Raw genomic sequence first — 13,532 nt, forward strand, 5'->3', positions numbered from 1 at the left:
AGGTGGGAATCAAACAACGGCGTTATAGAACTGCTCGCTGCTCTTCTGCTCCACCAACGCCTGTTCAATCGCCGCCTGGTGCACTTCATCCGCATGCTCTTCACGGGCTTCCGGCAGGATGCCCAGGCGCGAGAACAGTTGCATGTCCTTGTCGGCCTGCGGGTTGGCGGTGGTCAGCAGTTTGTCGCCGTAGAAGATCGAGTTGGCACCGGCAAAGAACGCCAGGGCCTGCATCTGCTCGTTCATCGCTTCACGGCCGGCGGACAGGCGCACATGGGATTGCGGCATCAGGATGCGCGCCACGGCCAGCATGCGGATGAAGTCGAACGGGTCGATGTCCTCGGCGTTTTCCAGCGGCGTTCCGGCAACTTTCACCAGCATGTTGATCGGCACCGACTCCGGATGCTCCGGCAGGTTGGCCAACTGGATCAGCAGGTTGGCGCGGTCGTCGAGGGACTCGCCCATGCCGAGGATACCGCCCGAGCAGATCTTCATTCCCGACTCACGCACGTAGGCCAGGGTTTGCAGGCGCTCGCTGTAGGTGCGGGTGGTGATGATGCTGCCGTAGAACTCCGGCGACGTGTCGAGGTTGTGGTTGTAGTAATCGAGGCCCGCCTGGGCCAGGGCTTCGGTCTGGTCCTGGTCGAGACGGCCGAGGGTCATGCAGGTTTCCAGGCCCATGGCCTTTACGCCTTTGACCATCTGCAGCACGTAGGGCATGTCTTTGGCCGACGGGTGCTTCCAGGCGGCGCCCATGCAGAAACGGGTCGAACCGATGGCCTTGGCGCGGGCAGCCTCTTCAAGGACCTTCTGCACCTCCATCAGCTTTTCTTTTTCCAGGCCAGTGTTGTAGTGGCCCGACTGCGGACAATATTTGCAATCTTCCGGGCAGGCGCCGGTCTTGATCGACAGCAGCGTCGACACCTGTACACGGTTGGCATCGAAGTGCGCGCGGTGCACGGTCTGCGCCTGGAACAGCAGGTCATTGAACGGTTGCACGAACAACGCTTTGACTTCGGCTAAAGACCAATCGTGACGCAAGGTGGCGGTGGTGCTGGCGCTCATGGGCGATTCCTTGATTATGCTTTGGCAAGCGCTGCGGGAAGGGCAATACCCACAGGCACGACACGGATGCTCGGCATATTTAAGGAAGACTCATGCACTGTCAACCAATACGCAAACACGAAGTTTACATCTGGTTAAAAAACATACAGAAATGCTTAATCTGCGACGAGACGACTGAAACAGCCGACTGTGTCTGCAACGCCTGCGAAACCGAGCTGCCCTGGCTGATGGAGCAGTGTGAAGTCTGCGCCTTGCCTTTGGCGATGGACGGCCTGGTCTGCGGCCAATGCCAGCGACAACCGCCCGCCTTTAAACAGGTGATCGCGCCCTGGACCTACAGCTTTCCCGTGGACACCCTGATCAGTCGCTTCAAGCACCAGGCACGCTGGCCCCTCGGGCATATGCTGGGGCGCTTGTTGGGGCACTACTTGCAACATCGCTTCGACAACCACCCACTCACCCGCCCGGACATTCTGTTGCCAGTGCCCATGGCCCGCAGGCGCCTGCGTGAACGGGGCTATAACCAGGCGCTGATGCTGGCGCGCTGGCTCAGTGCCGACCTGAACCTTCCCCACGATGAACATCTGTTGCTACGCCCTTATGAAACCGTCGCGCAGCAAGCCCTCGACGCCAGGACGCGCAAACGCAACCTGCTCAACGCCTTCGCCCTGGCCCCTGGCGCCGAGGTGCGCGGCCGCCACCTCGCGCTGGTGGACGACGTGCTCACCACCGGTGCCACCGCCCACAGCCTGGCGCGGTTATTGATCAACGCCGGAGCGCGACAGGTGGACGTGTACTGCCTGGCCCGCACGCCAAAGCCTGGTACTTGACTCTCATGCCTCGCGGCCGCAACGTCCGCTCATCCCAACACAGCGTGCGCCCATGTCTCTACCGACTCTGCTCAGCCAACATATTGTCCGCCGCCCCCAGCGTATCGCCCTGCTGGGGCATATCGCCGAGCAGGGCTCCATCACCCGCGCAGCCAAAAGTGCGGGTTTGAGCTACAAGGCCGCCTGGGACGCCATTGATGAGCTGAACAACCTGGCGCAAAAACCCTTGGTCGAACGCAGTGTCGGCGGCAAGGGCGGCGGCGGGGCCCGACTCACGGCCGAAGGTGAACGGGTGTTGCGCCTCTATCAACGCCTGCAAGTGTTACAGGCCGAAGTACTCGGCTCGGACGAAGCCGCCAGCGACTTCAACCTGCTCGGCCGCTTGATGCTGCGCACCAGCGCCCGTAACCAGTTGCATGGCCAGGTCATTGCGATTGAACAGCATGGCCGCAACGACCTGATTCACTTGCAGCTCGCCGGTGGGCTGACCCTGGCGGCGCAAATCACCCATGACAGTACGCAACGGCTGGAGCTGGAGGTCGGCGTGGAAGTCGTTGCGTTGATCAAGGCCGGCTGGCTGGAATTGCTGGCGCTCGACAAGCCTGCAACACCTGGACACAATTGCGTGAGTGGAACCGTCGACGCGATTCTCGACGCCGAGGACGGCCCCAGCGAAGTGCGCATCGCCCTGCCCAATGGCCAGGTTTTATGCGCCTTGGCGCAGCCCGCCGAGCTCAAGACACTGGACGCCGCCGCAGGCCGGACACTCCAAGTGCAATTTGCCCCCAGCAATGTGCTGCTCGGCACGCCGGTCTGAACCGAGCGGCTCTTCAAACTGCAACAATTTCGTCACGCCCGCTCCTTATGGTGTCTGCAAAAACCGCAGGGAGCCTGAGATGAGCCTATTAGAAGAAAACCAAGCCACCGACCTCGAACACATGGTCGGCCTCACCCGCCGCCGCTTCATCGGTGCCGGTGCCCTGTGCGGTGCCGCGATGTTCCTCGGTGGCAACCTGCTGAGCCGCAGCGCCCTGGCCGTCAACGCCGCCTCCGCCAGCCCGCTGCTGGGCTTTACCAGCATCGCCGCAGCCACCAGCGACGCCATCACCCTGCCGCCGGGCTACAGCGCTTCGGTGCTGATCAGCTGGGGCCAGCCGCTGCACAAGAACGCCCCGGCCTTCGACCCATCCGGCAATGGCACCGCCAAAGCCCAGGAACAACAGTTTGGCGACAACAACGACGGCATGAGCCTGTTCGCCTTCCCCGGCGACGACAACCGCGCGCTGATGGCGATCAACAACGAATACACCAACTACCGCTACCTCTACGCCCACGGCGGCGCACCCCAATCGGCCGAAGACGTACACAAGGCTCAGGCCAGCGAAGGCGTGTCGGTGATCGAAGTGCGGCGCAAAGGTGACACCTGGCAGTTCGTCCAGGACTCGCGCTACAACCGCCGCATCCACGGCAATTCACCGATCCGCCTGAGCGGCCCCGCCGCCGGCCACGAATGGTTGAAAACCAGCGCCGACACGTCCGGCAAAAAAGTCCTCGGCACCTTCCAGAACTGCGCCAACGGCAAGACCCCATGGGGCACTTACCTGACCTGCGAAGAGAACTTCACCGACTGCTTCGGCAGCAGTAACCCGCAGCAAGTGTTCGACGCCGGGCAGAAACGCTACGGCGTGGTGGCCGCCAGCAAAGAGATCAACTGGCACCTGCACGACCCGCGCTTCGACATGGCCAAGAACCCCAACGAACTCAACCGCCACGGCTGGGTAGTGGAAATCGACCCGTTCGACCCGCAATCCACCCCGGCCAAACGCACCGCCCTGGGCCGTTTCAAGCACGAGAACGCCGCCCTCGCGGAAACTCGTGACGGCCGCGCCGTGGTGTACATGGGCGACGACGAACGCGGCGAGTTCATCTACAAGTTCGTCAGCCGCGACAAGATCAACCACAAGAATCCCAAGGCCAACAAAGACCTGCTCGACCACGGCACCTTGTACGTGGCCATCTTCGACGCGGGCGATGGCAACGCCGATCATCCGAAAGGCAAAGGTCAATGGGTCGAGCTGACCCATGGCAAAAACGGTATCGACGCCAGCACCGGCTTCGCCAGCCAGGCCGAAGTGCTGATCCACGCACGGCTGGCCGCCAGTGTGGTGAAAGCCACACGCATGGACCGCCCGGAATGGATCGTGGTCAGCCCTACCGACGGCCAGGTCTATTGCACCCTGACCAACAACGCCAAGCGCGGCGAAGACGGCCAGCCGGTGGGTGGGCCCAACCCACGCGAGAAAAACGTCTACGGCCAGATCCTGCGCTGGAAGGCCAACGCCGATGACCATGGCGCAGCGGACTTCAGCTGGGACCTGTTTGTGGTGGCCGGCAACCCGGGCGCGCATGCCGGCACGCCAAAAGGCGGCTCGTCGAACATCAACCCGCAGAACATGTTCAACAGCCCCGATGGCCTGGGGTTCGACAAGGCCGGGCGCCTGTGGATCCTTACCGATGGCGACTACAGCAACGCCGGCGACTTCGCTGGCATGGGCAATAACCAGATGCTCTGCGCCGACCCGAGCACCGGGGAAATCCGCCGATTCATGGTCGGGCCGGTGGCCTGTGAGGTCACGGGCATCAGCTTCTCGCCGGATCAGAAAACCCTGTTTGTGGGGATTCAGCACCCAGGCGAAACCGGTGGTTCGACGTGGCCGGAACACCTGCCGAATGGCAAGCCACGTTCGTCGGTGATGGCGATTCGGCGGGACGATGGCGGGATTGTCGGCGCCTGATAGACCGCTATCGGGGGCAAGCCCCCTCCCACACAGGACCACATTCCTAAAGGATAAACGCGGTCACCTGTGGGAGGGGGCTTGCCCCCCGATGCCAATGGCACAGGCGCCCCCTATCTCCAGCCTGGTGCGTTACCATACCCGGCCGGACGCGGCGACCTGCTGCGCGCAGGAGTTCGCATGGCCCATCCGTTTGAAACACTCACCCCCGACCTGGTACTCGACGCTGTCGAAAGCATCGGTTTCCTCAGCGATGCTCGCGTTCTGGCGCTCAACAGCTACGAAAACCGCGTGTATCAGGTGGGCATCGAAGACTCCGAACCGCTGATCGCCAAGTTCTACCGCCCCCAGCGCTGGACCAACGAAGCGATCCTCGAAGAACACCGTTTCACCTTCGAGTTGGCCGAGTGCGACGTGCCGGTGGTCGCGCCGATGATTCATAACGGCGAAAGCCTGTTCGAACACGCGGGGTTCCGCTTCACCCTGTTCCCGCGCCGTGGCGGCCGTGCACCGGAGCCGGGCAACCTTGACCAGCTTTATCGCCTTGGGCAGCTGCTCGGCCGCTTGCACGCCGTGGGTTCCACCCGCCCCTTCGAACACCGCGAAGCCTTGGGTGTGAAGAACTTCGGTCATGACTCTCTCAATACGTTGCTCGAAGGCAATTTCATTCCCAAGAGCCTGCTGCCGGCCTACGAGTCCGTGGCCCGCGACCTGCTCAAGCGTGTAGAAGACGTCTACAAAGCCACGCCGCACAAGAACATCCGCATGCACGGCGATTGCCACCCCGGCAACATGATGTGCCGCGATGAGATGTTCCATATCGTCGACCTCGACGACTGCCGCATGGGCCCGGCGGTGCAGGACTTGTGGATGATGCTTGCCGGTGATCGCCAGGAATGCCTGGGCCAACTGTCGGAACTGATGGACGGCTACCAGGAGTTCCACGACTTCGACCCGCGCGAACTGGCGCTGATCGAACCGCTGCGCGCGTTGCGCCTGATGCACTACAGCGCCTGGCTGGCACGGCGCTGGGATGACCCGGCGTTCCCCCACAGCTTCCCGTGGTTCGGCAGCGAGCGGTACTGGGGCGACCAGGTGCTGGCGTTGCGTGAGCAGCTCTCAGCGCTCAACGAAGAACCCCTCAAACTCTTCTGATTGCTTTGTGTGGGAGGGGGGCTTGCCCCCGATAGCAGTGTGTCAGCTGCAAATAAGCTAGCTGATACACCGCCATCGGGGGCAAGCCCCCTCCCACACAAAGCAGACCGCATTACCAAGCCAGTCCCATTGGTTGACAAATATCCTTACAATCGCGCTTTGTTAGCTGCCTAAGCAAGGATTACGCATGCAAGCCGCCAACCCCCGCAAGGGGTACATCCTGGGCCTGAGTGCCTATGTCATCTGGGGTCTGTTCCCGCTCTACTTCAAAGCCATCGCCAGTGTGCCCGCCGCCGAAATCATCGTGCACCGGGTGCTCTGGTCGGCGCTGTTCGGTGGTTTGCTGCTGATGGTGTGGAAGCACCCGGGCTGGTTCCGCGAACTGCGCGACAACCCCAAGCGCCTGGCAATCCTGGCACTCAGCGGTTCGTTGATTGCCGGTAACTGGCTGACCTATGTGTGGTCGGTGAACAGCGGGCGCATGCTCGAAGCGAGCCTGGGTTACTACATCAACCCGCTGGTGAATGTGCTGCTGGGCATGCTGCTGCTTGGCGAGCGCCTGCGTCGCCTGCAATGGGTGGCCGTGGGGCTGGCCGCAGTGGGTGTGGCGCAACAGGTGTGGCAGGTGGGCAGCTTGCCGTGGGTGTCTTTGGTGCTGGCGCTGACCTTCGGTTTCTACGGCCTGATCCGCAAGCAGGCGCCGGTCAAGGCGCTGCCGGGGCTGGTGGTGGAGACCTGGATGCTGGTGCCGATTGCGGTGGCCTGGTTGTTGTTCAACCCGTCGGCCCACAGTGCGCAACTGGCGTTCTGGAGCACATCCGAAGCCTGGTGGCTGGTGGCGGCCGGCCCCGTAACGTTGATCCCGCTGGTGTGCTTCAACGCCGCCGCACGGCATTTGCCTTACACCGCTTTGGGCTTTTTGCAGTATGTGGCACCGACGCTGGTGTTGCTGGAAGCGGTGCTGCTGTTCGGCGAGCACCTGGCGTCGAGCACGCTGATCGCGTTTGCCTTTATCTGGGCCGGGCTGGTGGTCTACAGCGTCGATGCCTGGTTGACCGTGCGCAAACGCTGATCAAATAACGCACAAACCTCTGCAAGCCCCAGCCGGCTTGGCTTGCAGAGATCCACCCCAAGGTTATCCACAACCTGATCCCCGCCATTTGTGCACAAGCCCTTGAAACTGCTCGTTTTTTGCTCAGCCCGCGCAGAAGCCCGGTCGGCGTGGCCTGGCGCCGGGTCTCTACAGGTTATCCACAGGCCCATGCAAGATTTCCATGCATAACCTTGTGGGTTATTCCTCGCTACGCAACTCCACCATCAGGTCATCGGCCAAGGTTTCCAGCGACTCCTGCAACTTATCCAGGGACAACGTCGACGGCACCTGCAACAAAGCCTCCGCGCTGAACAGCGGGTCACCGCTCATCGGGGCCGGCCGTACATCGGTGCTCAGGCGTTCCAGGTTCACACCCTGCTTGCTCAACAGCGCGGTAATCTCACGCACGATGCCCGAGCGATCATTGCCGACCAAGGTCATCACGATGGGTTTGGACGCCGATGCCTGCCCGGTACTGCCCTCTCCTACCAGCACGCGAATGCCGTGGGTGGATAAGTCTTCCAGCGCCCCTACCAGCGCCTGACGGCTTTCCGCAGGAACGCTGACCCGCAGGATCCCGGCAAACTGCCCGGCCATATGCGCCATTCGGCTTTCCAGCCAATTGCCGCCGTGGGCCGCAATGTTCTGCGCGATGCGTTCTACCAGGCCGGGTTTGTCGGCGGCAATAATAGTGAGTACAAGATGGTCCATGGCGAAGCCCTCTGAATTCAATCTACAAGGTGGACTCGGAAGCCCGCGAAAACAAATCGTGTACCATTTTTATATTTATCTGGAACAATCTAATAGTTTTTTGAGAACATCCGATTCTCCGCTGTGACCGTACGACCAAAGTGGGTCGCTAAACGACGTATTTAGTCTAATTTTCACAACCGCAAGTCATCATGTAGTATGCCCTCCCGAGCACTACATAATGAAAATCTGAATCAGCGCATAAGCTCCGCAGAGTGAGGCAAGCAATGACTGAACACGTTCAAGTCGGTGGCCTGCAGGTCGCCAAAGTCCTGTTCGACTTCGTGAACAACGAAGCCATTCCCGGTACCGGCATCACTGCCGATCAGTTCTGGGCCGGTGCCGACAAGGTCATCCACGACCTGGCTCCGAAGAACAAAGCCCTACTCGCCAAACGCGACGATTTCCAGGCGCGGATCGATACCTGGCACCAGACTCACGCCAGCCAGGCCCACGACCCGGTGGCCTACAAAGCCTTCCTGCAAGACATCGGATACCTGCTGCCAGAAGCCGCAGACTTCCAGGCCTCGACCCAAAACGTCGATGACGAAATTGCCCGCATGGCCGGCCCGCAACTGGTGGTGCCGGTGATGAACGCCCGCTTCGCCCTCAACGCTTCCAATGCGCGTTGGGGCTCGCTGTACGACGCCCTGTATGGCACCGACGCCATCAGCGAAGCCGACGGCGCCGAAAAGGGCAAGGGCTACAACAAAGTGCGTGGCGACAAGGTGATTGCCTTCGCCCGTGCCTTCCTCGACGAAGCCGCGCCGCTGAGCGCCGGCAGCCACGTCGATTCCACCGGCTACAAGATCGTCGACGGCATGTTGATCGTCAGCCTCAAGGGTGGCAGCAACAGCGGCCTGCGTGACGATGCGCAGTTGATTGGTTTCCAGGGCCCTGCGGCCGAGCCGATCGCGATCCTGCTGAAACACAACGGCCTGCACTTCGAAATCCAGATCGACGCCAGCACCCCGGTCGGCCAGACCGATGCCGCCGGCGTCAAAGACGTACTGATGGAAGCCGCACTCACCACCATCATGGACTGCGAAGACTCCGTCGCCGCCGTCGATGCCGATGACAAGGTGGTGATCTACCGCAACTGGCTCGGCCTGATGAAGGGCGACCTGGCCGAAGAAGTGGCCAAGGGCGGCAAGACCTTCACCCGCACCATGAATGCCGACCGCGTCTACACCGGCGTCGACGGCAAGGACGTGACGCTGCACGGCCGTTCCCTGCTGTTCGTGCGCAACGTTGGCCACTTGATGACCATCGACGCGATCCTCGACAAAGACGGCAACGAAGTACCCGAAGGCATCCTCGACGGCCTGCTCACCAGCCTGGCAGCGGTCCACAGCCTCAACGGCAACAACACGCGCAAGAACAGCCGCACCGGTTCGGTCTACATTGTGAAGCCGAAGATGCACGGCCCGGAAGAAGCCGCGTTCACCAACGAGCTGTTCGGCCGCATCGAAGACGTGCTGAACCTGCCGCGCAACACCCTCAAGGTCGGGATCATGGACGAGGAGCGCCGCACCACGGTCAACCTCAAGGCCTGCATCAAGGCGGCCAGCGAGCGCGTGGTGTTTATCAACACCGGCTTCCTCGACCGCACCGGCGACGAAATCCACACCTCCATGGAAGCCGGCGCGATGGTGCGCAAGGCGGCGATGAAGGCGGAAAAATGGATCGGCGCCTACGAGAACTGGAACGTCGATATCGGCTTGAGTACCGGCCTGCAAGGCCGTGCGCAGATAGGTAAAGGCATGTGGGCGATGCCCGACCTGATGGCGGCGATGCTCGAACAGAAAATCGCCCACCCACTGGCCGGCGCCAACACTGCCTGGGTGCCATCGCCGACGGCAGCCGCACTGCACGCGCTGCATTACCACAAGGTCGACGTGTTCGCACGCCAGGCCGAACTGGCCAAGCGCGAGCGTGCGTCGGTGGACGACATCCTCACCATTCCCCTGGCCAGCAACACCGATTGGTCCGACGAAGAAATCCGCAACGAGCTGGACAACAACGCCCAGGGCATCCTCGGCTATGTCGTGCGCTGGATCGACCAAGGCGTGGGTTGCTCGAAAGTGCCGGACATCAACGATGTCGGCCTGATGGAAGACCGCGCCACCCTGCGCATCTCCAGCCAGCACATTGCCAACTGGCTGCGCCACGGCATTGTCAACGAAGCCCAGGTAATGGAAAGCCTCAAGCGCATGGCGCCGGTGGTGGACCGTCAGAATGCCGGGGATGCGCTGTACCGCCCACTGGCGCCGGATTTCGACAGCAACATTGCGTTCCAGGCAGCGGTGGAGTTGGTTATTGAAGGGACCAAACAGCCGAATGGCTATACCGAGCCGGTGTTGCACCGTCGGCGTCGGGAGTTCAAGGCTAAAAACGGCCTGTAAATGAAAAAGCCCTAATCGTGAGATCAGGGCTTTTTCTTTGGGGCTGTGGCGTGGATGTACGCGGTCAACTGTGGGAGGGAGCTTGCTCCCGATGAGGCCCGTACAGACACCGCGAAAATCAGGAAGCCATCCCCAACTCGCGCTTGACCAGCTTCGCCAACTTCACGCTGTCGATCGGCTTCAACAGAAAATCCACCACGCTCAAATGCATCGCATCAATGACATCCGGCGCTTCGGCATCCCCCGACATGATGATGATCGGCAGTGCCGCGCGGGTTGATTCGCGCACTTGCTTGATCAACTCCAGACCATTGCTGGGTTCCATGCGCAGATCGGTGATCAGCAAACCGATGGAGCTGCTGGACTTCAATAAATCCCACGCTGCCTCGCCACTGTCGGCAGTCATGCAGCGAATACCGTCCAAGCCCAGGATCTCCGCCAGCAGTTCACGCGCATCCTTGTCGTCGTCAACAATCAACACGCGTTGTGGCGGTAAATCAGGCTCCAGCATCACGGCGCTCAGCGCCTCGCGCTCGGCATCACTCAAAATATCGTGGTCGGACATACGTTTCTCAGCGGTTTTCGACAATCTTCCAGCACACTCGTCAGACATCTGCGGAAGGGCGATCAATGTGCACTTCGTCGGAAAGTTTTCCTAGTGGGTGTTCTACGGGGTTTGGACGATAGTCGTGTAAGGTTTTTCCTTAGTTCTGCGGCGTTTTCATCGACCTAGACTTACGTCCAATGGGCACCCGCCGCTCAGGAGTCGACCATGCAGGACGATAACGACAAAAAAATTGCGGTCATGGTTATGAGTAAAGCTGATGCTTTCGCCCAGGCGGGAAAAACTGCTGTATTGCAGAACATCCACGGCACCCTGCAGTTCCTGCAACGCTTTCCGCCGTTCAACCAGATGGAAAACGCGCACCTGGCGTTTCTGGTGGAACAGTGCCAACTGCGCTTCTTCGGCCCCGGCGAGAGCATTCTCAAACCGTCGGGCGGGCCGGTGGAACACTTCTACATCGTCAAGCAGGGCCGCGTCGTGGGTGAACGGCCGGACTCCACCCAAGCCACTTTCGAAATCACCACAGGCGAGTGTTTCCCCCTCGCGGCGCTGTTAGGTGAACGGGCCACCCGCACCGAACACAAGGCCGCTGAAGACACCTTCTGCCTGCAACTGAACAAACCGGCCTTTATCAAGCTGTTCGCGCTGTCCAGCCCGTTCCGCGACTTCGCTTTGCGTGGCGTCAGCAGCCTGCTCGACCAGGTCAACCAGCAAGTGCAGCAAAAAGCCGTGGAAACCCTCGGCACCCAATATTCCCTGAACACCCGCCTGGGCGAATTGGCCATGCGCCATCCGGTCACCTGCAGCCCGCAGACGCCACTGCGCGAAGCGGTAACGCTGATGCATGAGCAGCAGGTGGGCAGCATTGTGATCGTCGACGAACACAAGGCGCCCCTGGGCATTTTCACCCTGCGCGACCTGCGCCAGGTGGTGGCCGACGGCACCGGCGACTTCAGCCAGGGCATTGAAGGCCATATGACCCAGGCGCCGTTCTTTTTAACCCCGGACCACAGCGCCTTCGACGCGGCCATCGCCATGACCGAGCGGCATATCGCCCACGTCTGCCTGGTCAAGGACCAGCGCCTGTGCGGCGTGGTGTCCGAGCGCGATCTGTTTTCCCTGCAACGGGTCGACCTGGTGCACCTGGCCCGCACCATCCGCAACGCGCCACGGGTGGAGAACCTGGTGGCGCTGCGCGGCGAGATCGGCCAACTGGTGGAGCGCATGCTCGCCCATGGCGCGTCGTCTACCCAGATCACCCACATCATTACCCTGCTCAACGATCACACCGTGTGCCGGGTGATCGAGTTGACCCTGGCCGAAAAAGGCGACCCCGGCGTGCCCTTCAGTTGGTTGTGTTTCGGCAGCGAAGGCCGGCGCGAGCAGACGCTGTACACCGACCAGGACAACGGCATCCTGTTCGAGGCCAAGGACGCGGTGGAAGCCGCCGAGATTCGCGGGCGGCTGCTGCCCCTGGCACAACAGATCAACCAAAGCCTGGCGCTGTGCGGGTTCAGCCTGTGCACGGGCAATATCATGGCCGGCAACCCGGAGCTGTGCCTGTCGCGGGCGGAATGGGCGCGGCGGTTTGCGGCGTTCATTCGCGAGGCGACGCCGGAGAACCTGCTGGGGTCGAGTATCTATTTTGACCTGCGCGTCGTGTGGGGCGATGAACGTGGCTGCGAGCAACTGCGCCAGGGCATTCTCGACCAGGTCGGGGATAACCGGCTGTTCCAACGCATGCTGGCCGAGAATGCCTTGCGCCAGCGCCCGCCCGTAGGGCGTTTCCGCGATTTTGTGCTGACGCGCAAAGGCGGGGAAAAGGCCACCCTCGACCTCAAGGTGCAGGGGCTCACCCCCTTTGTCGACGGCGCACGCCTGCTGGCCCTGGCCAATGGCATCCACGCCAATAACACCCTGGAGCGCCTGCGCCAACTGGTGGTCAAGGAAGTGATCGAGCCCCTGGACGGCGCCGCCTATGAAGAGGCCTATCACTTTATCCAGCAAACCCGCATGCAGCAGCATCAGTTGCAGACCCGCGAGAACCAGCCGTATTCCAACCGCGTCGACCCCGACAGCCTCAACCACCTGGACCGCCGTATCCTGCGCGAATCCCTGCGCCAGGCCCAGCGCCTGCAAAGCAGCCTGACCTTGCGGTATCAGTTGTGAGCTTGTTTGGTTGGCTGCGCGCGGCCAAGCCCAGACTGGATGCCGCGCAACAACGGCGCCTGGAGCAACTCCCCACGCCTCTTGTCTTGGGCGACAACGCGTTGCGCAGCCAGCGCTGGGTGGTGGTGGACCTGGAAACCAGCGGCCTGAACCTCAACCGTGACCAGGTACTGTCCATCGGTGCGGTCGTGATCGAGGACGGCGCGGTGGATTTTTCCCAACTGTTCGAGCGCACCTTGCACCGCGCCGAAGCCAAACTCAGCCCCAGCGTGCTGATCCACGGCCTCGGCCCCAGCGCCATCGCGGCGGGCAGTGACCCGGTCGAGGCACTGCTGGACTTCATGGAGTTTGTCGGCGACAGCCCGCTGCTCGCCTTCCACGCGCCATTCGATCAACACATGCTCGGCCGCGCCCTCAAGGACAGCCTCGGGTATCGCTTGGCCCATACGTTCCTGGATGTGGCCGACATCGCCCCGCTGTTGTGCCCCGAGGCGCACATACGCGAGGCCGGGCTGGACGACTGGATCAACCACTTCGACCTGCAGGTAGGCGAACGCCATCATGCCAGCGCTGATGCCCTGGCCACGGCGGAGCTGATGCTGATCCTGTTCAGCCGCGCGCGTCAGCAGCAGATCGACACGCCTCAGGCGCTGCAAGAGCGCTTGAGCCAATGGAAACGGCGTAAACACGCGCCATCGTTTTAAT

11 protein-coding genes are annotated in these 13,532 nt (G+C 61.7%); 8 read left to right on the forward strand and 3 right to left on the reverse strand.

Annotated features, from left to right (window positions below):
* Positions 1-9: 9 nt before the first annotated feature.
* The gene (bioB, locus tag ACHPFG_RS28840) at positions 10-1,065 is read right to left on the reverse strand and encodes a biotin synthase BioB (RefSeq protein WP_010207025.1); all 1,056 of its coding nucleotides are present in this window, start codon (positions 1,063-1,065) and stop codon (positions 10-12) included.
* A gap of 92 nt (positions 1,066-1,157) precedes the next feature.
* Between bioB and ACHPFG_RS28845 the strand changes: the two genes are divergently transcribed.
* The 5 genes from ACHPFG_RS28845 (at position 1,158) to rarD (ending at position 6,917) form a co-directional block, all read left to right on the forward strand.
* Positions 1,158-1,895, forward strand: coding sequence for a ComF family protein (locus ACHPFG_RS28845; protein ID WP_431701087.1), 738 nt, complete (start codon positions 1,158-1,160; stop codon positions 1,893-1,895).
* A 52-nt stretch (positions 1,896-1,947) separates the two neighbouring features.
* Positions 1,948-2,712, forward strand: coding sequence for a TOBE domain-containing protein (locus tag ACHPFG_RS28850; protein ID WP_131699098.1), 765 nt, complete (start codon positions 1,948-1,950; stop codon positions 2,710-2,712).
* 79 nt (positions 2,713-2,791) lie between these two features.
* Positions 2,792-4,690 (forward strand): alkaline phosphatase PhoX, encoded by a 1,899-nt coding sequence (locus ACHPFG_RS28855; RefSeq protein WP_131699097.1) that lies wholly within the window; start codon positions 2,792-2,794, stop codon positions 4,688-4,690.
* Positions 4,691-4,870: 180 nt separating this feature from the next.
* A complete protein-coding gene (locus tag ACHPFG_RS28860; protein WP_431701088.1) occupies positions 4,871-5,845 on the forward strand; it encodes a serine/threonine protein kinase in 975 nt (324 codons plus the stop codon).
* Between the two features lie 187 nt (positions 5,846-6,032).
* Complete coding sequence (rarD, locus tag ACHPFG_RS28865; protein WP_145336851.1) at positions 6,033-6,917, forward strand: EamA family transporter RarD; 885 nt, start codon at positions 6,033-6,035, stop codon at positions 6,915-6,917.
* Between the two features lie 219 nt (positions 6,918-7,136).
* Here rarD and ACHPFG_RS28870 read toward each other — a convergent pair whose 3' ends face one another.
* Positions 7,137-7,649, reverse strand: a complete 513-nt coding sequence (locus ACHPFG_RS28870; RefSeq protein ID WP_145336852.1) for a glycine cleavage system protein R — start codon at positions 7,647-7,649, stop codon at positions 7,137-7,139.
* Between the two features lie 266 nt (positions 7,650-7,915).
* Between ACHPFG_RS28870 and ACHPFG_RS28875 the strand changes: the two genes are divergently transcribed.
* The gene (locus tag ACHPFG_RS28875) at positions 7,916-10,093 is read left to right on the forward strand and encodes a malate synthase G (protein ID WP_131699094.1); all 2,178 of its coding nucleotides are present in this window, start codon (positions 7,916-7,918) and stop codon (positions 10,091-10,093) included.
* Positions 10,094-10,211: 118 nt separating this feature from the next.
* Here ACHPFG_RS28875 and ACHPFG_RS28880 read toward each other — a convergent pair whose 3' ends face one another.
* Positions 10,212-10,658, reverse strand: a complete 447-nt coding sequence (locus ACHPFG_RS28880) for a response regulator (protein ID WP_431701089.1) — start codon at positions 10,656-10,658, stop codon at positions 10,212-10,214.
* Between the two features lie 246 nt (positions 10,659-10,904).
* Here ACHPFG_RS28880 and ACHPFG_RS28885 point away from each other — a divergent pair, with 246 nt between their 5' ends.
* Together ACHPFG_RS28885 and ACHPFG_RS28890 are read left to right on the forward strand one after the other, a co-directional pair.
* Entirely contained in the window at positions 10,905-12,827 is a 1,923-nt protein-coding gene (locus ACHPFG_RS28885; protein ID WP_178116728.1) for a putative nucleotidyltransferase substrate binding domain-containing protein, read from the forward strand.
* Positions 12,824-13,531 (forward strand): 3'-5' exonuclease, encoded by a 708-nt coding sequence (locus ACHPFG_RS28890; RefSeq protein ID WP_131699092.1) that lies wholly within the window; start codon positions 12,824-12,826, stop codon positions 13,529-13,531. The genes ACHPFG_RS28885 and ACHPFG_RS28890 overlap by 4 nt, the downstream gene beginning before the upstream one ends.
* Position 13,532 lies beyond the last annotated feature (1 nt).

The sequence above is a fragment of the Pseudomonas sp. BR20 genome (assembly GCF_050780135.1).
Taxonomy (GTDB): Bacteria; Pseudomonadota; Gammaproteobacteria; order Pseudomonadales; family Pseudomonadaceae; genus Aquipseudomonas.

What these genes read in the sequence shown, in the direction of transcription:
- bioB (WP_010207025.1), bottom strand. Translation starts at nt 1,065, where the DNA reads ATGAGCGCCAGCACCACCGCCACCTTGCGTCACGATTGGTCTTTAGCC.
- ACHPFG_RS28845 (WP_431701087.1), top strand. Translation starts at nt 1,158, where the DNA reads ATGCACTGTCAACCAATACGCAAACACGAAGTTTACATCTGGTTAAAA.
- ACHPFG_RS28850 (WP_131699098.1), top strand. Translation starts at nt 1,948, where the DNA reads ATGTCTCTACCGACTCTGCTCAGCCAACATATTGTCCGCCGCCCCCAG.
- ACHPFG_RS28855 (WP_131699097.1), top strand. Translation starts at nt 2,792, where the DNA reads ATGAGCCTATTAGAAGAAAACCAAGCCACCGACCTCGAACACATGGTC.
- ACHPFG_RS28860 (WP_431701088.1), top strand. Translation starts at nt 4,871, where the DNA reads ATGGCCCATCCGTTTGAAACACTCACCCCCGACCTGGTACTCGACGCT.
- rarD (WP_145336851.1), top strand. Translation starts at nt 6,033, where the DNA reads ATGCAAGCCGCCAACCCCCGCAAGGGGTACATCCTGGGCCTGAGTGCC.
- ACHPFG_RS28870 (WP_145336852.1), bottom strand. Translation starts at nt 7,649, where the DNA reads ATGGACCATCTTGTACTCACTATTATTGCCGCCGACAAACCCGGCCTG.
- ACHPFG_RS28875 (WP_131699094.1), top strand. Translation starts at nt 7,916, where the DNA reads ATGACTGAACACGTTCAAGTCGGTGGCCTGCAGGTCGCCAAAGTCCTG.
- ACHPFG_RS28880 (WP_431701089.1), bottom strand. Translation starts at nt 10,658, where the DNA reads ATGTCCGACCACGATATTTTGAGTGATGCCGAGCGCGAGGCGCTGAGC.
- ACHPFG_RS28885 (WP_178116728.1), top strand. Translation starts at nt 10,905, where the DNA reads ATGAGTAAAGCTGATGCTTTCGCCCAGGCGGGAAAAACTGCTGTATTG.